Consider the following 25,627-nt stretch of genomic DNA (forward strand, 5'->3'; position numbering starts at 1 on the left):
GTTCCACTGAAATATTTTGATCAGATGTCCAGATTGTCTTACAGGGTAGAAAGCCCTGGACAGCGGCTATCGCGCAGAGCCTAGGGCGTCCACGTAGTGAGCTATCACACTGTCAGATGTGCAGACTATGAGCCGAAACGTTGCATCCGCGTTGCATCCGCGCCCAACCTGCGGTCGAGCACCCGGATCTTGGCCTCGATCTGCGCATACAGCGGCGAATCACGATCGACCGAGGCGCGATAGACCGCCCAGGCGGCGGCATCGTCACGCCCCTCTGCACCGGAGGTCCACCGGCGCAAGACCCCACTGTCACGGGAGGCGAGCACCGCGGTGCGCAGACGCACTCGGAGCTCGTCGCGGATGTCGACGATGCCGGGTGCGGTGGAGCGCGGCAGCACCGGGCCGGCGTAGAGCCGTAATGCGGATTCCACATCACCGGAGTCCAGTGCGGCCCGCAGCGCGTCCACATCGGTTGCGACCGGAACCCGCAGACGGTAGGGGCGCGAGCCGAACACCGTCGGGCCGACCACCGAACGCAAGCGCGACACCGCCGCGCGGATGGTGCCGTTGTCCAGATCGGTGTCGTCGAGCAGCAGGGCGAGATGGTCGGCGCCGAGCCCTTCGGGATGCTCGGCGAGCAGTAGCAGTATTTCGGCGTGCCGTTGTGACAGCGGCACCCGATCTCCCGCGATGGTCAGCTGCGGCTGCCCTTGCCCGAGTACCTCGAGCCCGAGCGAGCGCGCCTCGGCGGGCCGGGAGGCCGCCTGCCCTCCGCCCGCGTCGGCACGGCCCGAGCGCATCGCGGTCAGCACCAGTTCCATCTCCGCCGCCGTGGCCGTCGCCTTGACCAGCGCCAATATCTCGGGCCGGGCGACCCGCACGCCACCGGCGACCATCAGCACACCGACGAGCCTGCCGTCCGGGTCGTGCACGGGCGCGGCGGCGCAGGTGATCTGGTGCATCCGGTGCAGGAAGTGTTCGGGGCCGTGAATCCAGGCCGCCCGTCCGGTGCGCACCACCAGACCGGCGGCATTGGTGCCGATGCGGCGTTCACTCAGGTCGTCGCCCGCCCGCAGCCCGACCTCGGCGGCGGCGGCCACCCGATCAGGGTTGCCGTACACCGAGAGCACCCGGCCGAACTGGTCGGCGAGCGCGACGACGAGGCCGGCACGGGCGGCGTCCTGGACGAGCAGTTTGTCGATCAGCGGCATCAGCGGGGCCAGCGCGTGGGCGTCGCGATAGCGCTGCAGGTCGGCGCCGCGCAGGCCGCGCTCGCTGAGCACATCCATCGGATCGACGCCGCTACGCAGGCTGCGCAGCCAGGAATCCAGCACGAGAGGGCGCAGCAGACCCGCCAGCTGCGAGAGCTGTTCACCGCCCGCACTGAGGTATCCGTGAGCTTGTGCGGCATAGGCTTCCAGCGCGCCGAGCTGCGTGCCTGGCTCGACGCGGTGCCGTGGGGGCCGCCCACCTGCGAGATTGCTGACCATTTGCCTTTCTTTCCGCTCCAAACCTTACCGGCGCGCCATACCCTGCGCGGGAAGGATCTACGGTTTGTCCGACAGGTCACACCACAGCGACTCCTCAGCGAATTGTGACTCACTTGTCTTTCTGATTGATCGCCCGGGGCGAACACTCACCTCGGCAGATCGGCCGCGCGCTCGGCGATCATCACCGCACTGGCCTGCGGACCACGGCTCAGCGGCACCGGTGGCACCGACATATCCACCACCGACAGCCCCCGCACACCGTGGACTCGCAGGCCGTGGTCGACCACGGCGCGCTCGTCGTGCGCGGCGCCCATCCGGCAGGTGCCCGAAAGGTGCTGCGAGGTACCGAGCCGTTCGCGCAGCCACACCACGGCCCGCGGATGCGTCGCGGGCGGAACCCTCGTGAGGAGCCTCGCGCCGGGAATCCGCGACAGCAATTCTTCCGCCAGCGCCGCGGCTTCCAGCAACCGCGTCCGATCGGCCGCCTCGGACAGATAACGGTGCGCGATCACCGGCCGCGCCGCCGGGTCGCCGGAGGACAGACGCAGCACGCCCCAGGAGTGCGGCCGCATGAGCGCGACCCCCAGACGGCGTATGCCCGGGGTGAATTCGACGGTGTAGGGACGTAATTCGATGTCGTCCAGATCGACGACGTACTCGAGCGGGACCGTGGCGGGCGGCTTTTCGCCCGGCTCCGCGCCGACCCGGTACTCCAGGCCGATCTCCGGGTGGTCGGTGAACCACTGCCCCACCGGGGCCGGATGCACCAGCGGTATGCCGGTCCCGGCCGGCAGCGAGGCCGGGCCGATCCCCGAACGCAGCAGCAGCGCAGCGGTTTCCACCGCACCCGCGCACAGCACGATGTGGTCGGCCCACGCCGTCTCGGTCACATCGTCGCGCCGGTACTCGACCCCGACGGCCCTGCCGTGGCGGACGAGCACCCGCGATACCGTCGCCCCGCCGTCCACCCGCAGATTCGGCCGATGGGCGGCGGGCAGCAGATAGGCCGTGGCAGTGCCGATCCGCAGGCCACGATCGACATTGCAGGGCACCCGCGCCACTCCGGTCTGCGGCCCATCGCCCGGTACGGCATTGAGGTCCTCGCGTTCGGGCAGGCCGAGGCTGTGTGCGGCGGCGGCGACCGCGCGACTGATCGGCGCCGGGTGCGCGCTGCGGATCACCGGGATCGGACCGGTCCGGCCGTGGCCGGGGCGGTCGCCGAAGTCCTTGTCGCATTCACTGCGGCGGTAGGCGTCGAGGACGGTGCCGAAATCCCAGCCGGGTCCGCCCGCGATGTCGTCCCACGCCGCGAAGTCCGCGGCCCGCGCCCGCCCGAAGTAGCTGCCGTTCACCGCACTCGAACCGCCGAGCACGCGCCCGCGCACCAGTTCGCCCAGCACCGGGTCGTATGCGTCGTGCGCGCCTTCGGCCGAGTCGCTGTCGGCCGAAAGGATCGTCGGGTAGCGCCAGAGCCAGGCAGCGTTCGGGTCCAGCGGCATTCGCGTCGCGTCGCGCAGAGCTTCGGGGAACGCGGCGGGGTCGAGCCGGACCCGGCCTGCTTCGAGCACCCGGACCGCGTGCGCGGGGTCCTCGCTCAGGCGCGCGGCCAGGACGCAGCCCGCGGTGCCGCCGCCGACGATCAGGGTGTCGGTCATCGATGTCCCCGCGGGATGCGCACGGTGTCGGATCCGGTTCAGCGGCGGGCCAGGGTCGGACGCACAGCGGCCAGGCTGCGCGCCCGGAAAGCGCCGACCCACAGACCGGTTCCGTAGGCGATGTCGTCGAGGCGTTTGTAGGCCACGTAACGCACCGGGTCCAGGCCACCGGGCTCACGATGGGTGAACCAGTCGGCCAGGCCGTCGGCGACCGCCATGGTCACCGCGATCCGGCGCACGCGCCGCGACAGCAGCATCGCCAGCACAGTGACCGGCCAATAGTGTCGGCACATCGCCGAGGCCAGCCGCCACAGGCCGGCGAAGAAACCGCGGGCCAGGTACAGCGAGGCGATCCTGGTCGGGTTGTCGAGCCCGGCGAAGACCCGGCGCAGGCGCAGCAACGCGGCACCGAGGGTGACCAGACCGCCGAGCGCGCCCCAGCGGGTGAGGGTGGCGAACAGCACGGCGGCCAGCACCGTCCAGGACGGCACCGTCAGCGGGGAGACCATCCGCGGGTCGTGACGTTCGGCGAGCGGCGCGGCGCCGGTGCCGTAGAACAGCTTGCGGCCGAACCAGGCGCGAAAACGGACGCGGTGGTCGTGAGCGACGTGCGCGGCGGGCTCGTAGCGCAGCCGCCTGCCCGCGCGCTCCAGCCGCCAGCACAGGTCCACATCCTCGGCGACGTGCAGGGATTCGTCGAAGCCGCCGACCGCGAGCAGCGCCTGCCTGCGCACCAGCAGCGCCGCGCTGGGCACATAGGAGATCCGCCCGCCCGAATGCACCGCCGCCTCGCGCCTGCCCAGATCCAGCGAGGACCGGGTGTGCTCGTAACGGGCCAGCGCGTTGGATTCCGGGTCGAGGGCGGTGACCCGCGGGGCCACCAGCGCGACCTCGGGATCGCTGAAATGCCCGAGCACGACCTCCAGCCAGCCGCTGCGCGGGACCACGTCCGAATCCAGGAACGCGACGAATTCGGTTGTCGCCGCCCGCAGGCCGGCATTGCGCGCGGCCGCCGGACCCTTGGCGCGGTCGTGGCGCAGCACCGTCACCCGGCAGCGCGGGCCGCGTTCGCTCGGCACCTGTACCGGTTGATCGGAGCCGTCGTCGACGACGATGACGTGGTGGCCGCGCAGCACCGCCAGCATGCGGGCCAGGCCCTCGGCGTTGTTGCGCAGCGGGACGACGATGGTGACGTCCTCGGTGGAGGGCAGCAGACGTGGGCGCGGATTGGCGACCCCGGAATCGAGGAGCCTGCGGGCGACGACGGCGGATTTGGGCCCGGACACCTCCAGGTACCCGTCGCCGATCATCTCGGCGGCCTCCGGCGCGAGCCGCAGCACGCGGGCGGGTGTTCCACCGACGAGGACGCGCCCCCCGGAGTATGCGCGTACCCGTGGATCGATCCGTACCCCGAAGCCGTCCGGCAATCGATCGTGGCGCATCCCTCGCATGCTAGGCAATCACGCGCGTTCGAGCATCATCGGTGCGCGAAATCGCTGCGAAACGCCCCGAATCGCCAGTGCACGCGCGGCGATCCGGAGCGACGGCGTGTCGCGGTCGACAGCCGGACCGGCGAGGGTGCCTCCCGCTGCGACCGCCGGGGCCGCAACAGGAGGGCAACCGGTGGGGACTCGGCCCCTCACACCACCCGGCCGATCACGCGAGCGGGCTCTCGTCGCAGGCGCGCGAGGGCATGCGGGCGGTCAGGGTCAGCGGGATCGGACCCGGCTTGCGCGCCCCGCGCCGCGAGCCGGCCTTGCGGGAGTGGTCGACCGACGAGCGCGGGATGGTGCGCCCGGCGTCGGCGAGCGCGGCCTCGCCGTAGCCCTGCACGCACTCGGGATCGGGTCCGTCGGCGGGCAGGCCGGTGAAGAACTTGGCCGCCATGCAACCGCCCCGGCAGGCGTCGTAGTGCGCGCAGCTCGAGCAGGCGCCACCACCGGTGGGCTCACGCAGTTCGCCGAACAGCGACGAGTCGCGCCACACGCCTTCGAAACCGCCGTCGGTGAGCACGTTTCCGGCCTGGAATCGGTCGTGGATGGCGAACGGGCAGGCGTAGACGTCGCCGACCGGATCGACCAGGCAGACCACCCGGCCCGCGCCGCACATGTTCAATCCCGGCAGCGCCGAACCGAAGGCCGACAGATGGAAGAAGGAGTCGCCGGTCAGCACGCCCTCGCCGTTGGCCACCAGCCAGTCGTAGAGAACCCGCTGCTGGTCGGAGGTGGGGTGCAGTTCGTCCCAGACATCCGCGCCGCGACCCGAGGGACGCAGGCGGGTCAGGCGCAGGGTGGCGCCGTAGCGGTCGGCGATGGCGCGGAACTCGTCGAGCTGGGGGATGTTGTGGCGGGTGGCCACGACCGAGAGTTTCGCGTCACGGAATCCGGCCGCGGCGAGATTCTCCAGCGCGCGGATCGCCGTGTCGAAGGAGCCCGGCCCGCGCACCGCGTCGTTGACCTCGGCGGTCGCGCCGTCCAGCGAGATCTGCACGTCGACGTAGTCGCTGGCGGCCAGCCGGGTGGCGACCTCGGGGGTGATGCGAACGCCGTTGGTGGAGAACTTGACTCCCACGTGGTGCTCGGTGGCGTAGTCGACGAGCTCCCAGAAGTCCTGGCGCACCGTCGGTTCGCCGCCGCCGATGTTGACGTAGAAGATCTGCATCCGCTCGAACTCGTCGATGAGCGCCTTGCACTGCTCGGTGGTCAGCTCACGGGGATCGCGCCTGCCCGAGGACGACAGGCAGTGCACGCAGGACAGATTGCAGGCGTAGGTGAGTTCCCAGGTCAGGCAGATCGGCGCGGCCAGGCCGCTCTCGAAGCGATCCACCAGCTTCACGGCCTTGTCCTCCCGCGCCGGGGAATCCACGGCCGCGGAGGCGACAGTCCGGGAACCGGCGGCCGTGGGAGTCCCGGCAGGCGGGTTCGTGACGGTGCCGCCGACGATCATCCGGCCGTCGGCGAGTTGGCTCAGCGCCGCCGCGTACGGGGCGAGCGCCTCATCCGAGACACCGGCCGCGTGCAGTGCGGCGCGAGCGGAGGTGTGATCGGGCAGCGAGCGCACGACCTCGACGATCCGTGGGTTCTTGAGGAACGAGAGTTTGCGGGTGCCGAAGTGGTAGAGCAACGCGCCGAACGGCTCGGGGCGCAACGCCACCCGGGGATGCAGCTGCCAACGGGTATCGAGATCGAGCATTCGTCTGCCCGCCCTGTCAGTAGACGCCGCACATGCCGTCGATGGAGACCTCTTCGATCAGGCTCTCCTCGACGAGTTCGGCGGCGACCGGTCCGGTCTCGCCGTCGGCGGGGACGAAGAACTGCCGAGTCTTCACAGTCATCACAAACCTCCTGGAGATCATACGGACCACCATCCGTAGTCCACGTCACACCATAACCACGTCTTCGCTGGGAGTGAACCATGTCGCTTTTCGGAAGGCCTTCGGTCCCCGGAGTCCGGCCGCGATGCCCTGATGAGCCCGCGCCCCACGTCGCGGCCCTCGACCGCACCGACGGCCTCTAGACTTCGGGTGTACATCGGCGGAACAGATTGTGATGGGCAACACATGCCCGCGGCGGTAGAGGTGGCATGGGAGTCGGACGCATACAGACCAACGGGGGCGGCAGCACGCTGTCGGAGTCCGAGATAGTCGAGGCGGCACTGCGGGTGGTCCGCGAGGACGGGGTCGAGAAACTATCGATGCGGCGATTGTCGCGCGAGCTGGGCGTCTCCCCCATGGCGCCGTACTACTACGTCGCCGACAAGCGTGAACTGCTCGACCTGGTGGCGGGCGCCGCGCTGACGGGAGTCCGCACGCCGCCGCGCGACTCGGGTCCGTGGCAGCAGCGGCTGCGCGAGCTCGTCGACCAGATCGACGAGAAGCTGCGCAGGCATCCCGGGTTGGGCGATGTGCTCATCGAGCAGATGCTGGGCAAGCAGCTCGACCTGATCGCCGGAGTCATGAGCATCCTGGCCGACGCCGGGTTCGGCGACCGCGACATCCTGTCCGCCTACGCGACCGTGCACACCTACCTGTTCGGCCGGCGCCGGGTGAACCCGCGCGAGCCCGCGGCGCTGACCGGAGTGGACCTGCCCGACGTGGTCGCCCGCGCCACCGCGCACATGCCCGACCTGCGCGGCCGCTACACCTACGACTTCGGCATGGACGTGCTCATCGCGGGCTTGGAAGCCCGGCTTGTCGCGGGAGCGGACCCCGACGTACGATGAAATTGAAACACGTTCTAGTTTTCGGGTTCGAGAGGACGACATGACCACCGTCGAGGTTCCACACGGTTCACGCTCGGTCGTGCTGCGGGTCGCCGCGGTGATCGCCGAGACGGCGGACAGCCACTCGCTGGTCTTCGACGTGCCCGAGGAGTTGAGCGACAAGTTCCGCTACCGCCCCGGCCAGTTCCTCACGCTGCGAATCCCGAGCGAGCAGACCGGTTCGGTGGCGCGGTGCTATTCGCTGGCCAGCTCGCCGCACACCGACGACAAGCCGAAGGTGACCGTCAAGCGCACCGAGGGCGGCTACGGCTCCAACTGGGTCTGCGACAACGTCAAGCCCGGCGACCAGCTCGAGGTGCTGCCGCCCTCCGGAGTGTTCACCCCGGGGAATCTGGACGAGAACCTGTTGCTGTTCGGCGCGGGCAGCGGCATCACCCCGGTGATGTCGATCCTGAAATCGGCGCTGGCGCGCGGCACGGGCAAGCTGGTGCTGGTCTACGCCAACCGCGACACCGACAACGTCATCTTCGCCGACGAACTGCGCGCACTGGGCGCCGAGCACGCCGAGCGGCTCACCGTCATCCACTGGCTGGAACCGCTGCAGGGTCTGCCCACCGCCGAAGGACTGGCCACTCTGGTCCGCCCCTACGCCGAGTACGAGGCGTTCATGTGCGGTCCCAAGCCGTTCATGGACGGCGTGCACGACGCGCTGGCCCGGCTCGGCATGCCCCGCAGCCGCGTCCACGCCGAGGTCTTCAACTCACTCGCCGGCGACCCCTTCGCCGATCACGCTCCGGTCGAGATCAGCGACGAGGAGGCCGCCGACGCCGCCACCGTCGAGGTCGAACTCGACGGGGAAATCCACGAGCTGAACTGGCCGCGCAAGCAGACCCTGGTCGACATCATGCTCGCCAAGGGCATCGACGTGCCCTACTCCTGCCAGGAGGGCGAGTGCGGGTCCTGCGCGTGCACGGTGCTCGAGGGCGAAGTGGAGATGGACAACGCCGAGATCCTCGATCCCGAGGACATCGCCAACGGCTACATCCTCGGCTGCCAGGCGCGCCCGGTCACCGATCGGCTGCGTATCCAGTTCTGAGCGCGGCCCTTTCGACTCGGCCGCGCGCCGCGCCGCCGTCGGCCCACCCGGTCGGCCTCGGCGCCGAAGCGGCGTGATCCCGGCGGCCGATCCCGGTCACGCGTCTACGGCCCGCCCCCGCGCGCACCTGTGGCACCTCTCCGAGCCGGGCGGGCGGGCGGACGGGATCAGCGTGCGGCGCGGTAGGCCGCACGCGTGGCCGAGTCCAGATGCTCGGTGGCGTAGGACAGCGCGGTGCGGCCCATCGCCGGCGCGTAGCGGTCCAGGAAATCCGTGAGCAGGGTGCGGTCGACGCGTTTGCCCACTTCGCGCAGCATCCAGCCGACGGCTTTCTGGATCAGGTCGCGGCGGTCGTCCAGCAGGCGCTCGCAGAGGGCGAATGTGGTTGTCGCGTCGCCGGATTTGATGAAGGCGAAGGTGCTCAGCAGGGCCACGCGGCGGTGCCACAGCGACTCGGCGGCGGCCAGGTCGAACAGCTCGTCGCGGGGGCGGTCCAGCAGCCAGCGGCCGAGAATGTATTCGGCGGAGGAGTCGACCAGATCCCAGTTGTCGACCCGGCCCCGGTGCACCGCCGCGCGGTAGCGCCGCACGACTTCCGCACGTACATCCTCGTCGAGAGTGCGGGGCTTGCTCGCCCGGTCGAAGCGCGCCACCAGGATCAGCAGACCGGCCAGGCGTTCCTCGTGGACGACGCTGTCGAGCAGGATCTCGATCTCGTCCACGGGCAGATCGGTGAACCGGCGGACGACGGCGCGGGTGGCGGGCACGCGGACGCCGAGGAAGACGTCCCCCTCGCCGTACTCGCCCGGCCCGGTCTTGAAGAAGCGCTGCGACTGCGCGGCGTCGACGGGATCGGCCGCCGCGGCCAGTGCCGCCCGCACCTGCGCCGCCTCGCTCATGCGCTGCTCCGATCTGCCTGGGTCACACCGGGATTCCGGCGGTGGTCAGAGGCGGGCGCCGAGGATGCGCCCGGTTTCGTAGGCGGCCGCACTCGGCGGCAGCGCGCCGGGACGGCCGCTGTTGAGCACCCGCACCGTGCCCTCGCCGGTGCTCGGCCTGCCCAGCCCGTCCACCTTCCTGATGGCCTGCGCGGCGACGGCCTGCGCGCTGTCGAACAGGCGGACGCCCACCGGCAGCGTGGCCAGGATGGCGTCGGCGACCAGCGGGTAGTGCGTGCAACCGAGCACCACGCCCTCGGTGCCCTCGGGCGTCTGCTCGGCGGCACGGGCGATCGCATCGCCTGCGGCGGAGAGGTCCCCACGATCGATGGCGTCGGCCAGGCCGTGGCAGGCCACCCCGGTCACCTCCGCCTCGCCGCCGAATTTCGCGATGAGATCGGCCTGGTAGCGGCTGGCGGTGGTCGCGGCGGTAGCCCACACGGCGACCGAACGGCAGGCCGCGGCGGCCGGTTTGACGGCGGGCACGGTGCCGATCACCGGCACCTCTGGCCCGACATCGGCGCGCACGTGTTCCAGGGCGGTGACGCTGGCGGTATTGCACGGCAGCACGATGACTTCCGCGCCGGCCGCCAGCGAGGTCCGGGCCGCGCCGACCACCCGATCGATCGTCCACTGCTCCGGCTTCGGCCCCCACGGCGCGCCGTCCGGGTCGAGCTGCAGCAGCAAGTCCAGATCCGGACGCAGCTTCCGCAGCCAGGCGGCCGTCGGCAGCAGCCCCAAACCCGAATCGATGAGCGCGACGATCACCCGACCACCGTATTACAGCCCGAATCGGCTCCGACATCGCCTGGGGAGCCGACCTGTCCGGCCCGGAGCGCCGGACTAGGTGGTGGCCAGGAGATCGGCGACCGGGACCGCCGCTGCCACCTTCGCGCGAGCCTTCATGACCTGGGCGGTCATGCCCGCCCCGACCACGCCGGTGAGCGCTCCCTCGCGGGAGTAGTAGGCCAGGAACTTGCGGCCGTCGTCGCTGACCACGACCACGTCGTCGGCGGCCGACGGGGTGCCGAGGGCCTGGATCTTGACGTCGTACTGGTCGCTCCAGAAGTAGGGCACCCGCGCGGCGGTGGGCGGCTCGGCGCCCAGCAGCGCGCAGGCGAGGAGCTTGGCCTGCTCGCCCGCATTGGTCCAGTGCTCGACGCGAGCCTGCTTGCCGGTGTCGTGCCGCCAAGCCGCCACGTCGCCGACCGTCCACACGTTCTCGGCGCTGGTCCGGCCCACCTCGTCGGCGAGCACGCCGCCGCCGTCGGCCGGATCGGCCAGTGCCACACCGGAATCGGTGAGCCAGTCGATCGCCGGGCGGGAGCCGACGCCCACGACGACCAGGTCGGCGCCGACCTCGGAACCGTCGGCGAGCCGCGCGCCCGCCACCCGGCCGTCCGCGTCGGCCAGCAGGGTGTCCAGCCCGACGCCGCAGCGCAGATCCACCCCTTCTTCGCGATGCATCCGGGCGACCAGCGCGCCCACTTGCTCCCCCAGCACGGAGGCCAGCGGCGTGGGCTGGGGTTCCACCAGCACCACCTCGAGCCCGCTCGCCCGGAAGCTGGCCGCCACCTCGCAGCCGATGAAACCCGCGCCGATCACCAGCGCCTTGCTCGCCCCCGTCACGTCGCCGCGCAGACCGGCGGCGTCGGCGTGGTCACGCAGCACGTGCACGCCGGCCAGGTCCGGCAGGCCGGGCAGGCGGCGCGGACGCAGTCCGGTGGCGATGATCAGGTGGCTGTAGTCGAGGACGTCACCATCGGCCAGGCGCAGGCGGCGGGCCGCGGTGTCCACCCCGCTCGCCGCGACGCCGAGACGCAGCTCGATCGACTTCTCCTCGAAGAACTCCACCGGACGCAGGGTGGTGTCGTCGGTTTCACCGCGCACGAACTGCTTCGACAGCGGCGGACGGTCGTAGGGCAGCCGCGACTCGTCGCCGAGCATCACCAGCCGGCCCTCGTACCCGGCCCTGCGCAGTTCCTCGGCGGTGCGCAGGCCGGCCAGACCGGCCCCCACGATGATGATCGGCGCGCTCATTCAGCCCGGTCCCTTCCGTAGACGACTCCGTCGAGCCTAGCAATCGCTTGGTATTTTTCGGGAGCCTCCGCCTGCGGGAACACTGTGCCCGCAAAAGCCGCCCAATCGTGTTCATCCCGCTATCGACCGGGCGGTCAATCAGGTCTATACCGAGGTCAGGACTACTTTTTTTCTCGCAGGAGGCACACCATGTTCACCGATTCTCGCGCCCAGAATCTCCTCGCCGTCGTCCTCGGCATCTTCACCGCACTCTCGCCGCTGTGGCTGGACACCAGCGATCGGGCGATGTGGACACTCGTCGTGCTCGGCGTCCTCATCGCGCTCACCGGCCTGGCCCAGATGGCACGTCCGGCGATGGCGATGGCCGACTACGCGATGGCGCTGTTCGGCGCGCTGCTGTTCCTTTCCCCGTGGGTCATGGACTTCACCGAGTTCCGCGGCGCGTCCTGGACCTCATGGGTGGTGGGGCTGGTCACCGTGGTGGTCGCGCTCGCCGCGCTGCCCGCCGTCACCGGCCGTATGCATCGCCCGGCCGCCCATCACTGATCCCGGCTTCGCCGGTCCGATACGAGGCGCACCGACATGCGCACTCGGGCGTCCACTCGCACCGGGCGCCGCCGTAACGCCGAGCGCGACGGCGACGCCCGGGAACTGATTCTCGACGCGGCCGAAGACCTCTTCGCCGCCCAAGGTTTCGACGCGACGCCGACCTCCGCCGTGGCTGCGCGGGCCGGCGTCCCCAAAGGACTCGTCTTCTACTACTTCCCCACCAAGAACGCGATCCTGTCCGCGCTCATGACCGAACGGGTGCCCGACCAGCCGGTGCCCGACATCGGGGCCGTCGTCACCCCCGGCGACCCGGCCGCGAGCCTGCTGAACCTGCACTCCGCGCTGAACCCGCGCGACCACCACTCCTCGGTGCTGCGCGTGATCCTCTGGCGCGAGGCGGACACCCATCCCGACGTGCGCAGACAGCTTCGCCGCCTGCGCGAGCATCTGCTGGAGGTGACCGCGCGGGTGCTGCAGGCGAGCGCGCCAGGACCCGTCGCGCCCGGCACGATTCGCGCCTGCGCGCTCACCTGGGTCTCGGCCATGTTCACCGTCGCGGGCGCCGACCGGCTGCACGCGCTCGACGGCCTGCCGTTGCCCGCCGCCGACGAGATACTCGGCGTGGCGAAGGTGGTCGCGGCAGGGCTGGCCCAATCGGGTTGAGCCGCCACCGCTGTCGCGCCGATCGCTCAGCCGTCGAGGAAGGCGGTCACCTCGGCGGCGAAGCGCGGGTGGTTGATCGCGCCCATGTGCCCGGCGCCGGGAATGATGACCAGCCGGGAGTCCGGGATGCGGTCGGCGGTGCGCCGGAAGGACTCCGTCGAGTAGAAACCGTCCGACTCGCCGCCGATCACCAGGGTGGGCGCGGTCAGGGTGGACAGCCGGTCGGTGACGTCGAAGCTGTCCTCGGCGAGCACGAACGCGAGGGTGTCGGCGGGATCGTGCGGGCGGACCAGCGGATCGAGCAGCCACATCATCGCCTTGTCGATCCGGCCCCTCATCGTGTGCGGACGGGCGGCCATATGGTGCAGGCCGCGCTTGCCCGCGGCCGCCGCCTCGGCGTACCGCAGCTGCGCGGATCTGGCGTGGGCTTCCAGCCGGGACGCCGAGGCGGCCACCACCAGTTTGCGCACCACGTCCGGATGGTCCAGCGCCAGTTGCAGGGCCAGCGAACCGCCCGAGGAGATGCCGAGCACGTCGACCGGAACGCCGTAGGTGGCGCGTAGCGCGGCGGCGTGATCGTCGGCGATCTCGGCCATCGTGACACCGGCCCGCATCCCCGGAGCCCGGTTGATCGCGTACACCCGCCGGTGCAGGGCCAGCGGAGCCAGCGCGCCGATCTCGGCTTTGCGCATGATGCCGGTGGGATTGGCGTGATCGGGGGTCAGCCAGCGCAGGAACACCAGCGGCGGACCGGAGCCCAAGGCGCGGTAGGGCAGGCCCATGGGCAACGTGCCCTCGGTGATGTCGAGGCCTGCGGCGTTCGGTGCGGAGCTCATCGATCCCTCCCAGCGTTTTCGAAAAAAGCGCGGATGACGGGAAAACGCCGAACGGCGCCGCTCCCGAAGGAGCGACGCCGTCGACGTAGATCAGCGATTCGACAGAATCACTTGATGATCTTGGTGACGCGGCCGGCACCGACGGTGCGGCCACCCTCGCGGATCGCGAAGCGCAGGCCCTCGTCCATGGCGACCGGCTGGATCAGCTTGACGCTCATCTCGGTGTTGTCGCCCGGCATGACCATCTCGGTGCCCTCGGGGAGGGTCACGACGCCGGTCACGTCCGTGGTACGGAAGTAGAACTGCGGACGGTAGTTGTTGAAGAACGGGGTGTGGCGGCCGCCCTCGTCCTTCGACAGGATGTACGCCTGGCCCTCGAACTCGGTGTGCGGGGTGGTGGTGCCCGGCTTCACGATGACCTGGCCGCGCTCGACATCCTCGCGCTTGATGCCACGAACCAGCAGACCGACGTTGTCGCCCGCCTGGCCCTGGTCGAGCAGCTTGCGGAACATCTCGATACCGGTGACCGTGGTCTTGGTCTTCTCCGGACGGATGCCGACGATCTCGACTTCCTCGTTCACGTTGATGATGCCGCGCTCGACACGACCGGTGACGACGGTGCCACGACCGGTGATGGTGAAGACGTCCTCCACCGGCATCAGGAACGGCTTGTCGGTCTCACGCACCGGGTCCGGGATGGACTCGTCGACGGCGTTCATGAGCTCGAGCACCGACTCGGCCCACTTCGGGTCGCCCTCGAGCGCCTTCAGACCGGAGACGCGCACGACCGGAGCGTCCTCGTCGAACTCCTGGGCGGCCAGCAGTTCGCGGACCTCCATCTCGACGAGCTCGAGGATTTCCTCGTCGTCGACCATGTCCGACTTGTTCAGCGCGACCAGGATGTAGGGCACGCCGACCTGACGGGCGAGCAGCACGTGCTCGCGGGTCTGCGGCATCGGGCCGTCGGTGGCGGCGACCACGAGGATGGCGCCGTCCATCTGCGCCGCACCGGTGATCATGTTCTTGATGTAGTCGGCGTGACCCGGCGCGTCGACGTGGGCGTAGTGGCGCTTCTCGGTCTGGTACTCGACGTGCGAGATGTTGATCGTGATGCCACGCGCCTTCTCTTCGGGCGCCTTGTCGATCTGATCGAACGCGAAGCTCTCGTTCAGATCCGGGTACTTGTCAGCCAGCACCTTGGTGATCGCCGCGGTCAGCGTGGTCTTGCCGTGGTCGACGTGACCGATGGTGCCGATGTTGACGTGCGGCTTCGTCCGCTCGAACTTCGCCTTCGCCACTGTGTGGTCCTCCTGGACTTGTTGGTTCCTGCAGTTGCAGCAGTGCGGGGGTCATCCCTGCGGATGCAGGGAACTTTCGGGTCGTACAGACGCCCCGGGAGTGTCCGGGGCAAGTGTGCCACCTGCCCCGGATGGGATCACTCCCCGGTCGCCTTGGCGATGATCTCCTTCGACACGTTGGCCGGAACCTCCGCGTACGAATCGAACACCATGGAGTAGTTCGCCCGGCCCTGGGTCTTCGACCGCAGGTCACCGATGTAGCCGAACATCTCCGAGAGCGGAACCAGCGCCTTGACGACACGGGCACCACTGCGTTCCTCCATGGCCTGGATCTGGCCACGGCGGGAGTTCAGGTCGCCGATCACGTCGCCCATGTAATCCTCGGGCGTGATGACCTCGACCGCCATCAGCGGTTCGAGGATCACCGGACCGGCCTTACGGGCCGCTTCCTTCAGTGCCTGCGAGCCGGCGATCTTGAACGCCATCTCGGAGGAGTCGACGTCGTGGTACGCGCCGTCGATCAGGGTCACCTTCAGGTTGACCAGCGGGTAGCCGGCGAGCACGCCGTACTGCATCGCATCCTGGGCACCGGCGTCCACCGAAGGAATGTATTCCCTCGGCACACGGCCACCGGTGACCTTGTTCTCGAACTCGTAGCTCGCACCGTCCTCGCCCACGAAGGGCTCCAGGCCGATGATGACCTTCGCGAACTGACCCGAGCCACCGGTCTGCTTCTTGTGGGTGAACTCGAGCTTCTCGACCTTCTTGGTGATCGTCTCGCGGTAGGCCACCTGCGGCTTGCCGACGTTCGCCTCGACCTTGAACTCACGACGCATACGGTCGACGAGGATGTCGAGGTGCAGCTCGCCCATGCCGCCGATGACGGTCTGGCCGGTCTCGGCGTCCAGCTTGACCGAGAAGGTGGGATCCTCTTCGGCCAGCTTCTGGATCGCGGTGCCCAGCTTCTCCTGGTCGGACTTGGTCTTGGGCTCGATGGAGACCTCGATGACCGGGTCCGGGAAGGTCATGGACTCGAGCACGATCTGGTTCTGCGGATCGCACAGGGTGTCACCGGTGGTGGTGTCCTTGAGGCCGATCACCGCGTAGATGTGACCGGTGGAGACCTCGGGAACCGGGTTCTCCTTGTTGGCGTGCATCTGGAAGAGCTTGCCCAGACGCTCCTTCTTGCCCTTGGTCGCGTTGATGACCTGAGCACCGGAGTCGACCTTGCCCGAGTACACGCGGATGTAGGTCAGCTTGCCGAAGAACGGGTGCACCGCGATCTTGAACGCCAGCGCCGCGAACGGCTCGTCGGCGCTCGGACGACGGGTGATGACCTCGTCTTCCTTGCCGGGCACGTGGCCCTGCACGCTCTCCACGTCCAGCGGGGAGGGCAGGTAGTCGATCACGGCGTCGAGCATGGGCTGCACGCCCTTGTTCTTGAACGCCGAGCCGCAGAGCACGGGGTAGGCCTCGGAGTTGACCGTCAGCTTGCGAATGGCGCCCTTGATCTCGTCGATCGTGAGCTCCTCGCCGCCGAAGAACTTCTCCAGCAGCGCCTCGTCGGACTCCGCGACGGCCTCGAGCAGTTCCTGACGGTACTGCTCGGCCTTCTCGGCCAGATCGGCCGGGATTTCCTTGACCTCGTACTTTTCACCGAGCTTGGTCTCGCCGGTCCACACCTTGGCGTTCATCTCGACCAGGTCGACGACGCCCTCGAAGGTGTCCTCGGCGCCGATGGGCAGCTGGATCACCAGCGGACGCGCGCCGAGGCGGTCCTTGATGGTCTGCACCGTGAAGTAGAAGTCGGCGCCCAGCTTGTCCATCTTGTTGACGAAGCACACGCGCGGCACGTCGTACTTGTCGGCCTGACGCCACACCTGCTCCGACTGCGGCTCCACGCCTTCTTTGCCGTCGAAGACCGCGACCGCGCCGTCGAGGACGCGCAGCGACCGCTCCACCTCGACGGTGAAGTCCACGTGGCCGGGGGTGTCGATGATGTTGATCTGGTTCTGGTTCCAGAAACAGGTCACCGCGGCGGAGGTGATGGTGATGCCGCGCTCCTGCTCCTGCTCCATCCAGTCGGTGGTCGACGCGCCGTCGTGCGTCTCGCCGATCTTGTAGTTGACACCGGTGTAGAAGAGAATACGTTCGGTTGTGGTGGTCTTACCGGCATCGATGTGGGCCATGATGCCGATGTTGCGGACCTTCTTCAGGTCGGTGAGCACGTCCTGTGCCACGGAAATCTTCCCCGCTCTGCTCTGTCAGCGATTGCTTTGGGATCTTGATGTCTGACCCTGTTCGGATCATCACTATGTCAACGCCGGAAGGGGCACCGTAGTGCCCTCCCGACCGTGAGGCCTTCCGGCGCCGACACGAGCGACGGGCCGGGCGGCTGTCACCAGCGGTAGTGCGCGAAGGCCCGGTTCGACTCGGCCATCTTGTGAGTGTCCTCACGACGCTTCACCGACGCGCCGAGACCGTTGCTGGCGTCGAGGAGCTCGTTGGCCAGACGCTCGACCATGGTCTTCTCACGACGAGCGCGGGAGAAGTTGACCAGCCAGCGCAGCGCCAGGGTGTTGGCGCGGCCCGGACGGACCTCGACCGGCACCTGGTAGGTGGCGCCGCCGACACGACGGGGCTTGACCTCGAGGGCGGGCTTGACGTTGTCCAGCGCGCGCTTGAGGGTGACGACCGGATCGGTGCCGGTCTTCTCGCGCGCCTGCTCGAGCGCGCCGTAGACGATGCGCTCGGCGGTGGACTTCTTGCCGTCCAGCAGGATCTTGTTGACCAGCTGGGTGACCAGCGGAGACCCGTACACCGGGTCGTTGATCAACGGACGCTTGGGAGCGGGGCCCTTGCGAGGCATATCAGCTCTTCTCCTTCTTGGCGCCGTAGCGGCTGCGGGCCTGCTTGCGGTTCTTCACGCCCTGGGTGTCGAGCGAGCCGCGGATGATCTTGTAGCGCACACCGGGAAGGTCCTTCACACGACCGCCACGGACGAGCACCATCGAGTGCTCCTGCAGGTTGTGGCCTTCACCGGGGATGTAAGCCGTGACCTCGACCGCGCTGGTCAGGCGAACACGCGCGACCTTGCGCAGCGCGGAGTTCGGCTTCTTCGGGGTCGTGGTGTACACGCGGGTGCACACGCCACGACGCTGCGGGCTCCCCTTGAGGGCCGCGGTCTTGGTCTTGGAGACCTTGTCACGGCGACCCTTGCGGACCAGCTGGTTGATGGTTGGCATAGACCGGCTTTCCTTGTTGATTACGCGGTGTCGGAACGGTGTTTCGAACTACATGGCTGGTTTTCGAGCTGTCCTCGCACGTCCAACCACGTTTCTCGCGTCCCGAGGTCGGGCGTGTCGCGCGCGGGATGGAGCCCGGAATCCGGGCACGCCGGAGAGGTCAGCCGCTCTCGCTGGCCTACTTCTACGCACGAACTTGCCCGCATGCTGTCGGGCACAGCGGTCCACGATACTCGCGGCCTGCACCGACGGTCAAAGCGGGCCCTACCGCCGCCCGCTCACCTGGCCAGGTTCAACGTCAGCTCCAGGAGTGTCTTGGCGGCGACGCAGGGATCGGGGTGCCCCGAACCGGCCCGGTAGTTGACCCACCAGCCGACCACGCCGGTGTCGGCGGCCGAGGCGGTGACCCCGCACGAGTCCGGGTCGTTCGGCCTGCGCATCTGTAAGGCGCGGGTGCCCTGCACGGTGACTGTCTCGTGACTGTAGCCCAGCTTGTCGGCGGTGGCCTTCTCGTTGTTCAGCGAACCGATCTCGTACCAGTTCAACGTCACCATCGCCAGCCCGCCCGGAGCGTCCTCGACGTCCCACATGCACACCGCGCCGTTGAACGATCCGGTCACGTATCGGGCGCCGCCGAGCGCTTCGCCGATCTTCGCGGGCTCCACCACGTCGCACTCACGCATCAGCTTGTCGAAGTTGGTGTTGATCTCCTGGCTTCCGCCCGCCGGATGCGCGGAGCCCTCGACGGTCTGGCCGCAGCCGACGGCGGCGGAGACCGCGGCCAGCAACGAACACAGCGCGAGCACACGTCCGGCTCGCCCGGCCGCTCCCCGCTTCCCCGCCCCGGTCATCAGTGTCCTCATTTCAGCCGCGACACGGTGAGTTCGGCCAGTTTCCTGGTCGTGTCGCACGGGTTGCCGGTTGGACCGAACAACCCGTAGGACATGGACCATTCGAAGAAATCGTCGTCGAGCTGGACCGCCAGGTCGCACACGGTGCCGGTGGGATCCAGGGCCGCGAAGCCGGGCTTGCCCGCCACCTCGATCTTGTCCGGCTCGCGGCCGACATTGCTCACCCACGCCTTCTCGCGGTCGATCGGGCTGCCGCGGTACGAGGCGAAAGTAACGCTCGGCGAACCGATTCCGGCGGCCTGATAGTTGCAGCCGACCGAATTCTTGAACACCTGGGAGATCTGCGACATTCCCGCGATGTCTCGAACCTCGTCGTCGCCGACATGCCCGCATTCGCCCACGAACGGGCCGAGCGAGGCCACTTTCGGCGGCGGGCGCAGCGGCTCGTCGGTGTCCGATCCGCCGCCGGAACCGCAGGCAGACAGCGTCACGACCAGGGCGAGACCGGTGAACAGCGCCGACGGTATCCGCATGCTTGGCACTCTACTGGTTTGCCGGAAACCGCCTCGGGCTCGTGACAATCGGCCCAGGTAGAAGCCCTCGGCGGTCGGCGCGATCAGCGGACCGTGACGACCACCTTGCCGGTGGCGGTGCGGTTCTCCAGCGAGGCCACCGCCTCGGCGGTCTTCTCCAGCGGGTAGGTCACCGGCTCCGGCGCCGGGATCGCCCCGCTCGCCAGCAGCGGCCCCACCTCGGCCCACTGCTCGACCACGTAGCCCGGGTTCGACATGAACCACTCGCCCCACGCGGCGCCGATCACCTCGACGTTCTTGAGCAGCAGGCGGTTGACCTTCACCGTGGGGATCTCGCCCGCGGTGAAGCCGACGACCAGCAGCCTGCCGCCCTGGGCCAGCGAGCGGATGCTGTCGGTGAACCGGTCACCGCCGACCGGGTCGAGCACGATGTCCACGCCGCGACCGCCGGTCAGTTCCTTGACCGCGGCCAGCCAGCCGTCGGTGAGCACCACGTCGGTGGCGCCGTTGGCCTTGGCGACCTCGGCCTTCTCCTCGGTGCTGACCACGGCGATCACCCGGCCCGCGCCCAGCGCCCGCGCCATCCGCAGGGTGGAGGTGCCGATGCCGCCCGCCGCGCCGTGCACCAGCACGGTCTCGCCCTCGGCCAGCCTGCCCCGATTGCGCAGGCAGAAGTGCACCGTCAGGTCGTTGAACAGGATGCCGGCGCCGGCCGCCATGGAGATGTTGTCGGGCAGCTTGAACACCAGGTCGGGCAGGGTCACCGCGACCTCGGCGGTCGCGCCGCCGAGCATGGTCAACGCCAGCACCCGATCGCCCGGCCGCACGTGCGCGCCCTCGGGGGCCTCGCGCACCACGCCGGCGACCTCGCCGCCCACCACGAACGGCAGCTGCGGCTTCATCTGGTAGAGCCCACGCGACATCAGCACGTCCGGAAAGGCGATGCCCGCGGCGTGCACGTCGATGACCACGCCGCCGGGGATGGCGGCGGGTTCGGGAATGTCGACGATCTCGACCGCTTCCGGTCCTTCCAACTTACTGACCTGGGCTGCGCGCATGGGCCGACCTCTCTGTCCGATTCCGCGGTCTGTCCGATTCCACGGGTCCGATCCGGCGACACCGGTCGTCGCCGAACACCGTGACCAACATAACGAACGGTCTTTCCGGCGGCGCGCCGCACACTGCCAGGCTCGCCGACACCACCGCTGACCAGCCGCGAAATTGTTATGCTTGCCCCGTTTCGAGGGTTGGGGAAACAGGAGGGGGGATTCCTATGTCCGAGGACCAGCTGCGGGTGGATCCGGACGCGCTGCGGACCTTCGCCACCCGGTTGGGCGCCGAAGCCGGTGAACTGTCCGCACTCGGCGCGGGCGAGGCCTTCACGATCGCCGCGAGCGCGCTACCCGGCACCGAGTTCGGTTCCGCCGCAAGACAATCCGGCGATGTGACCGGCCGCTGCCTGTCCCGGATGGGCGAACGGCTGACGACCGTCGCCGACAACATGGACAACGCCGCGGGCGTCTTCGCACTCACCGAAGCCGAATTCACCCGGACCCTCACCACCATCGGACTGCAGCTGCCATGACCCTGACCGTCGACAACGTCATCGCCTGGAAGCCCGAGCAGCTCACCGCCGCCGCCGAGCATGCGAAGACCATCCACGAGGGCATCGACCGCATCGTCGGCAAGGCCCTGACCGACACCCAGGGGCTGACCGACTCGAAGGCCTGGTCGGGTGTCGCGGGAGCCGCCGCCACCACCCGTATGGAGACCGAGAAGACCCGGGCCTCGGTCGTCAGCGTCGCGCTCCTCGCGCTGGAGACCGCCTACCGCACGCAGGCCGGCATCCTCACCGGCGGCAAGGACACCGTCGTGCGGCTGCGCAACCAGTACGTCGACGAAGCGCCGGTCGGGTTCGAGGTGGCCGCCGACGGCCTGGTCACCGCGGCCGCCCGGATCCAGCGCATCCGCGACAACGCGGGTGGCGCCGACGTCACCGCCCTGGTCCTGGGCGAGGAGACCGCGGCCGCCCAGCGCACCCTGGATCTGCGGCTGGCGCTGAAAGCCGCGGAAGACGCGGCCGCCGCCGCGACCGCGGCCGTGAACACCGCCAACGCCGCGCTCGAGCAGGCCTTCGGCACCCTCGGCGACCCGAAGCTCGGGGCGCCGACCGACACCGCGCCCGCGTCCACCACGCCCGCCGCGACGCCGGTCGGCGGGAATCAGCCGAACTACGTCATGTCCGGGAACAACGGGTCCACTCCGTCTTCGGGCAACCCGGGGTATTCGGGGAGCTCCGGGTTGTCGGCCGGTCCGGGTTCGAGCGCACCCACCGGGCCGATGCCGACCGGCGATGTGGCGAAGTGGATCGAGGACGCCAAGAAGATCCTCATCGAGATGGGCTACCGGCCCGAGGACATCGACGAGCGGGCCTTGGCGCTGATCATCCAGCACGAATCCGGCGGCAATCCCTACGCGGAGAACCGCTGGGACAGCAACTGGCTCGCCGGGCACCCGTCCAAAGGCATCATGCAGACCATCGACAGCACGTTCAACGCCTACGCCGCCCCCGGTCACACCGACATCTGGAACCCGGTGGACAACATCGTCGCCGCCACCAGGTACGCGATCGACCGCTACGGATCGCTGGCCGGCGTGCCCGGTGTCGCCGGGGTGAACTCGGGCGGCGCCTACCAGGGCTACTGACGAGATCGCGGGCCGATGCCGGGGGTCAAGCCATCGGCCGCACCGGGTGCTGTCCCCCGGATTCGCTGCGACAATGGGTAACGGTGGGGGTACACCTGGCCTCTACCTGTGAGTACAGTCGGCTCGACACGAGGGTGGGGCAACCGCCCCGTAAAGTCGTCTCATAACAGCACCGCAAGAAACACCGCGGCACAACGTGCAGCGCGAGGAGCACCAGTGTCACTCGATCAGCCACTCGCCCCGGTTCCCGAACAGGGCATGGGCTTCGATTCGGCGTGGCCCGTCCGGGCTGGCGATGTGGACCCCTACAACCGGCTGCGTTTCGACGCCGTCGCGCGGTATCTGCAGGATATCGCCTGGGAGCAGTTGCATCAGACCTTCCTGGCACGCAGCGATCCGAACTGGATCGTGCGGCGCACCGTCATCGACGTCGTGCGCCCGGTGTTGTGGCCCGACGACGTGCGGTTGCTGCGGTGGTGCTCGAGCATGAGCACGCGCTGGACGAACATGCGGGTGCGGATCACCAGCGGCAACGGCGGGCTGATCGAGACCGAGGGTTTCTGGATCAACATCAGCGAGTCCACCGGCATGCCCGCCCGGATCAGTGACGAGGGGCTGGCCTACCTGTCCAGGAGCACCGACGAGCACCGCTTGCGCTGGCGGCCCTATCTCACCGACGCCGCGCCGCCGGAATCCGACACCGACCTGCCGTTCCCGGTGCGGGTGACCGACATCGACCAGTACAACCACGTGAACAACGCCTGCTACTGGCAGGCGGTCGAGCACTTCGTGGCCGAGTACCCGAAGCTCATCGCCGGGCCGCATCGGGCGGTCATCGAGTACGTCGCGCCGGTCCTGGCGCGTCAGCACATCACGGTGCGCAGCCGCTTCGAGCCCGGCGATCGCAGCACCGGACGGCCGATGCTGCGGCTGTGGTTCGTGGTGGGCGGGGCGACCACCACGGTCGTGCGCATCATGCCGCTGCCGGGCTGAGTTCTACGCCCCATCGCCGCGCCCGACCGCCGGACAACCGCACACGACACGGCGGACGCCTCGTGCAGAGACGTCCGCCGCGTGTGTTCGTGGCGACCGGCCGCGTGTGACCGATCGACGTCAGCCGCGCGCGGCCTTGAGCAGATCCTCGCGCGAGGTGAACTTGACCCGCGGACGGCCCGCATCGCGGCCCGCCGTCTTCTCCGCGGCGTCGATGTTCTTCCAGCCCTGCCGATCCACCAGATCGGCCTGACGTTCGGCGACCAGCGCCCGCAGCGCCGCCCGGTCCGCACCGGGGGCGGGCAGCGCGCCTGCGATGAAGTCGGCGATCAACTGCTCGACGGTCTCCTGCGAGTCGACCCGGTTCGAGCCGATCACGCCGCGCGGGCCGCGCTTGATCCAGCCGCTGACATACACGCCGGGCAGCACGGCGCCGTCGGCGATGACGCGGCCCTTCTGGTTCGGCACAACGGCACGACTCGCGTCGAAGGGCAGATCGGCGACCGGTTCTCCCCGGTAGCCGATGGAACGCAGCACCAGCGACGCGTCCAGCCGTTCGGTCTCGCCGGTCGCCTGGGCGACCAGCTGACCGTCCAGCTCGACGAGTTCGTTGCGGCAGAACTCGATGCCCTCGACCTTGTCCTCGCCGAGCACCGCGGTCGGAGAGGCGAGGTAGCGGAAGACGATGCGCTTGTTGTCCGGGTTCGGCGTGGCCGCCGCGTACTCCTTCGCCAGGGTGTATTTCAGCTGCAACGACGGTTCCACCTCGGGATCGTCGAGCAGCGCCTGGCTGGCGTGATCGAGCACGAGTTCGGCATCGTCGATGACGACGTCGACACCCTTCAGGTGGGTCAGCGCCATGAACTCGGGGCTGGTGTACGCGGCCTGCAGCGGGCCGCGACGGCCGAGCACGACCACCTCGCGAATGTTGGATTCGCGCAGGGCGGCCAGCGCGTGGTCGGCGATGTCGGTCTTGGCCAGCTCGTCGGGATCGACGGTGAGCACCCGGGCCACGTCGAGGGCGACATTGCCGTTGCCGACGATGACCGCGCGCTCGCCCGACAGGTCGAAGCCGCGCTCGGCGAAATCGGGATGACCGTTGTACCAGGCCACGAACTCGGTCGCGGAGTGGCTGCCTGGCAGATCCTCACCGGGCACGTTCATCCGGCGGTCGGCCGCGGCGCCGACCGCGTAGATCACCGCGTGGTGATGGGCCAGCAACTCCTCGTGGCTGAGATGCGTGCCGATCTCGACGTTGAGGTAGTACTGCAGTGTCTCGCGCCGGAAGGCCGACTCGAACATCGCCGAGACGGTCTTGGTGCCCGGGTGGTCGGGCGCCACGCCCGCGCGTACCAGGCCCCACGGGGTCGGCAGGCGGTCGAACATCTCGACCTCGACCTCACAGCGCCGCAGCAGTTCCTCGGCCGCGTAGCAGGCGGCCGGGCCCGCGCCGACGATCGCGACGCGCAGGGTGCCGAGTTCCTTCGGCGGGCGCACCGGCGCCACGATCGGATCGAAGTTCGGCTCCAGCGGATGGCGCTGGAAGTAGGCCGCGTTGACGTCCCTGAAGCGGGCGAGCGAAGCGCTCAGGTCGTCCTCGGAGAAGATGGCCTCCACCGGGCAGGCATCTACACACGCACCGCAGTCGATGCAGGTGTCCGGGTCGATGTAGAGCATCTCGGTGGTCGCGAAATTCGGATCGTCCGGGGTGGGACGAATGCAGTCGACCGGGCACTCGGAGACGCAGCTGGCGTCGTTGCAACAACGCTGCGTGATTACGTAGGCCATAGTGTGCAGATCCTCGAAACGTACGTGGGGCTGTGCGCCACCCGCGGGTCGGAGGTGGACAGCGGGACCACATGGACGCACAGCGAAATGTGACCCCGCTTTCAGTGTGCCTCGAGAGTGGCGAGCGCCTCTCCTCGGAACCCCTCCTGAGTACCACAATCGGACCTACGGCGCGGCGAACTCCCCCACTTCGGCACCCGAAATCGGTGACGAATTACCGTGGCGACATGGTGCGGACCCTGATCCTCATGCGGCACGGCAAATCCGGCTATCCCGCGGGCGTCGACGACCACGAGCGTCCACTCGCCCCGCGCGGACGGCGCGAGGCCGCGCTCGCGGGCGACTGGCTGCGCGAAACCCAGCCCGCCGTGGACGCGGTGCGCTGCTCGACGGCCACCCGCACCCGCCAGACTCTCGACGCCACCGGCATCACCGCCCCCGTCGTCTACGAGCGGGGCATCTACGAGGCCTCCCCGCGCAGGCTGATCGAGCTGGTCCAGCTCTCCGACGACGACATCTCGACGCTGATGCTCATCGGCCACGCCCCGGGAATGCCGTGGACGGCCTGGGAGCTGGCGGGCAACCGGGACAGCGACGCCGCCATGGAACTGAGCCGCAAGTTCCCCACCTCCGCACTGGCGGTGCTCACCTTCGACCGGCCGTGGGCTCAGATCGGGGAGGGCGTCGGCGAGCTGGTCACCTTCCACGTGCCGCGCTGAGCTGGG

The 25,627-nt window shown here is 69.2% G+C and carries 25 protein-coding genes and 1 pseudogene; 8 read left to right on the forward strand and 18 right to left on the reverse strand.

The window, feature by feature from the left end; genetic code table 11:
* Positions 1-125: 125 nt before the first annotated feature.
* The 6 genes and pseudogenes from NS3_RS03585 to mftA form a co-directional block, all read right to left on the reverse strand.
* A complete protein-coding gene (locus NS3_RS03585; RefSeq protein WP_067853403.1) occupies positions 126-1,490 on the reverse strand; it encodes a GAF domain-containing protein in 1,365 nt (454 codons plus the stop codon).
* A 146-nt stretch (positions 1,491-1,636) separates the two neighbouring features.
* Positions 1,637-3,145, reverse strand: coding sequence for a mycofactocin dehydrogenase MftG (gene mftG / locus NS3_RS03590; protein ID WP_067853406.1), 1,509 nt, complete (start codon positions 3,143-3,145; stop codon positions 1,637-1,639).
* A gap of 38 nt (positions 3,146-3,183) precedes the next feature.
* Positions 3,184-4,587: a mycofactocin biosynthesis glycosyltransferase MftF gene (gene mftF, locus NS3_RS03595; protein WP_067853409.1), complete on the reverse strand. Its 1,404-nt coding sequence runs from the start codon at positions 4,585-4,587 to the stop codon at positions 3,184-3,186.
* A gap of 214 nt (positions 4,588-4,801) precedes the next feature.
* On the reverse strand, positions 4,802-6,091 hold the full coding sequence (gene mftC, locus NS3_RS03600; protein WP_373865275.1) for a mycofactocin radical SAM maturase: 1,290 nt from the start codon (positions 6,089-6,091) through the stop codon (positions 4,802-4,804).
* 51 nt (positions 6,092-6,142) lie between these two features.
* A pseudogene (gene mftB, locus NS3_RS30415) lies at positions 6,143-6,337 on the reverse strand (mycofactocin biosynthesis chaperone MftB); the annotation flags it as partial.
* A 16-nt stretch (positions 6,338-6,353) separates the two neighbouring features.
* Entirely contained in the window at positions 6,354-6,479 is a 126-nt protein-coding gene (gene mftA / locus NS3_RS28250) for a mycofactocin precursor MftA (RefSeq protein ID WP_245649450.1), read from the reverse strand.
* Positions 6,480-6,727: 248 nt separating this feature from the next.
* Here mftA and mftR2 point away from each other — a divergent pair, with 248 nt between their 5' ends.
* Positions 6,728-7,366, forward strand: a complete 639-nt coding sequence (mftR2, locus tag NS3_RS03605; protein WP_245649451.1) for a mycofactocin system transcriptional regulator MftR2 — start codon at positions 6,728-6,730, stop codon at positions 7,364-7,366.
* A 40-nt stretch (positions 7,367-7,406) separates the two neighbouring features.
* On the forward strand, positions 7,407-8,462 hold the full coding sequence (locus NS3_RS03610; protein ID WP_067853412.1) for a ferredoxin--NADP reductase: 1,056 nt from the start codon (positions 7,407-7,409) through the stop codon (positions 8,460-8,462).
* Positions 8,463-8,629: 167 nt separating this feature from the next.
* Here the strand turns inward: NS3_RS03610 and NS3_RS03615 are convergent, their stop codons facing one another.
* From NS3_RS03615 to NS3_RS03625, 3 genes are all read right to left on the reverse strand, one after another.
* Positions 8,630-9,361, reverse strand: a complete 732-nt coding sequence (locus NS3_RS03615; protein WP_067853415.1) for a DNA alkylation repair protein — start codon at positions 9,359-9,361, stop codon at positions 8,630-8,632.
* A 45-nt stretch (positions 9,362-9,406) separates the two neighbouring features.
* Complete coding sequence (locus NS3_RS03620; RefSeq protein ID WP_067853418.1) at positions 9,407-10,168, reverse strand: glutamate racemase; 762 nt, start codon at positions 10,166-10,168, stop codon at positions 9,407-9,409.
* 75 nt (positions 10,169-10,243) lie between these two features.
* Positions 10,244-11,440: an NAD(P)/FAD-dependent oxidoreductase gene (locus NS3_RS03625; protein WP_084495000.1), complete on the reverse strand. Its 1,197-nt coding sequence runs from the start codon at positions 11,438-11,440 to the stop codon at positions 10,244-10,246.
* 189 nt (positions 11,441-11,629) lie between these two features.
* Here NS3_RS03625 and NS3_RS03630 point away from each other — a divergent pair, with 189 nt between their 5' ends.
* Positions 11,630-11,986, forward strand: coding sequence for an SPW repeat domain-containing protein (locus NS3_RS03630; protein ID WP_067853421.1), 357 nt, complete (start codon positions 11,630-11,632; stop codon positions 11,984-11,986).
* Positions 11,987-12,022: 36 nt separating this feature from the next.
* Positions 12,023-12,652, forward strand: a complete 630-nt coding sequence (locus NS3_RS03635) for a TetR/AcrR family transcriptional regulator (protein WP_067853424.1) — start codon at positions 12,023-12,025, stop codon at positions 12,650-12,652.
* 26 nt (positions 12,653-12,678) lie between these two features.
* Here NS3_RS03635 and NS3_RS03640 read toward each other — a convergent pair whose 3' ends face one another.
* The 8 genes from NS3_RS03640 to NS3_RS03675 all read right to left on the reverse strand — a co-directional run bounded on the left by NS3_RS03640 (position 12,679) and on the right by NS3_RS03675 (position 20,473).
* Positions 12,679-13,488 (reverse strand): alpha/beta fold hydrolase, encoded by an 810-nt coding sequence (locus tag NS3_RS03640; protein WP_067853427.1) that lies wholly within the window; start codon positions 13,486-13,488, stop codon positions 12,679-12,681.
* Between the two features lie 107 nt (positions 13,489-13,595).
* A complete protein-coding gene (tuf, locus tag NS3_RS03645) occupies positions 13,596-14,786 on the reverse strand; it encodes an elongation factor Tu (protein ID WP_067853430.1) in 1,191 nt (396 codons plus the stop codon).
* Between the two features lie 137 nt (positions 14,787-14,923).
* Positions 14,924-17,026, reverse strand: a complete 2,103-nt coding sequence (gene fusA / locus NS3_RS03650) for an elongation factor G (protein WP_067853434.1) — start codon at positions 17,024-17,026, stop codon at positions 14,924-14,926.
* Between the two features lie 158 nt (positions 17,027-17,184).
* On the reverse strand, positions 17,185-17,655 hold the full coding sequence (rpsG, locus tag NS3_RS03655; RefSeq protein WP_040798748.1) for a 30S ribosomal protein S7: 471 nt from the start codon (positions 17,653-17,655) through the stop codon (positions 17,185-17,187).
* A gap of 1 nt (position 17,656) precedes the next feature.
* Positions 17,657-18,031: a 30S ribosomal protein S12 gene (gene rpsL / locus NS3_RS03660; protein WP_019049359.1), complete on the reverse strand. Its 375-nt coding sequence runs from the start codon at positions 18,029-18,031 to the stop codon at positions 17,657-17,659.
* Positions 18,032-18,309: 278 nt separating this feature from the next.
* On the reverse strand, positions 18,310-18,882 hold the full coding sequence (locus NS3_RS03665) for a DUF3558 domain-containing protein (protein ID WP_067853622.1): 573 nt from the start codon (positions 18,880-18,882) through the stop codon (positions 18,310-18,312).
* An 8-nt stretch (positions 18,883-18,890) separates the two neighbouring features.
* Positions 18,891-19,415 carry a DUF3558 domain-containing protein gene (locus tag NS3_RS03670; protein ID WP_067853437.1) on the reverse strand — a complete coding sequence of 175 codons (525 nt, stop codon included), beginning with the start codon at positions 19,413-19,415 and terminating at the stop codon, positions 18,891-18,893.
* A gap of 83 nt (positions 19,416-19,498) precedes the next feature.
* Positions 19,499-20,473, reverse strand: a complete 975-nt coding sequence (locus tag NS3_RS03675) for an NADPH:quinone oxidoreductase family protein (protein ID WP_067853440.1) — start codon at positions 20,471-20,473, stop codon at positions 19,499-19,501.
* 215 nt (positions 20,474-20,688) lie between these two features.
* Here NS3_RS03675 and NS3_RS03680 point away from each other — a divergent pair, with 215 nt between their 5' ends.
* The 3 genes from NS3_RS03680 (at position 20,689) to NS3_RS03690 (ending at position 23,114) form a co-directional block, all read left to right on the forward strand.
* Positions 20,689-21,000 carry a type VII secretion target gene (locus NS3_RS03680; protein ID WP_067853443.1) on the forward strand — a complete coding sequence of 104 codons (312 nt, stop codon included), beginning with the start codon at positions 20,689-20,691 and terminating at the stop codon, positions 20,998-21,000.
* Positions 20,997-22,121 carry a lytic transglycosylase domain-containing protein gene (locus NS3_RS03685; protein WP_067853446.1) on the forward strand — a complete coding sequence of 375 codons (1,125 nt, stop codon included), beginning with the start codon at positions 20,997-20,999 and terminating at the stop codon, positions 22,119-22,121. The genes NS3_RS03680 and NS3_RS03685 overlap by 4 nt, the downstream gene beginning before the upstream one ends.
* A gap of 216 nt (positions 22,122-22,337) precedes the next feature.
* Positions 22,338-23,114: an acyl-[acyl-carrier-protein] thioesterase gene (locus NS3_RS03690; RefSeq protein WP_067853448.1), complete on the forward strand. Its 777-nt coding sequence runs from the start codon at positions 22,338-22,340 to the stop codon at positions 23,112-23,114.
* A gap of 120 nt (positions 23,115-23,234) precedes the next feature.
* On the opposite strand, the gene NS3_RS03695 is transcribed toward NS3_RS03690, so the two are convergent.
* Positions 23,235-24,902 carry an FAD-dependent oxidoreductase gene (locus tag NS3_RS03695; RefSeq protein WP_067853451.1) on the reverse strand — a complete coding sequence of 556 codons (1,668 nt, stop codon included), beginning with the start codon at positions 24,900-24,902 and terminating at the stop codon, positions 23,235-23,237.
* Between the two features lie 227 nt (positions 24,903-25,129).
* Between NS3_RS03695 and NS3_RS03700 the strand changes: the two genes are divergently transcribed.
* Complete coding sequence (locus NS3_RS03700) at positions 25,130-25,621, forward strand: SixA phosphatase family protein (protein ID WP_067853455.1); 492 nt, start codon at positions 25,130-25,132, stop codon at positions 25,619-25,621.
* Positions 25,622-25,627 lie beyond the last annotated feature (6 nt).

The sequence above is a fragment of the Nocardia shimofusensis NBRC 100134 genome, assembly GCF_001613125.1.
GTDB lineage: Bacteria > Actinomycetota > Actinomycetes > Mycobacteriales > Mycobacteriaceae > Nocardia > Nocardia shimofusensis.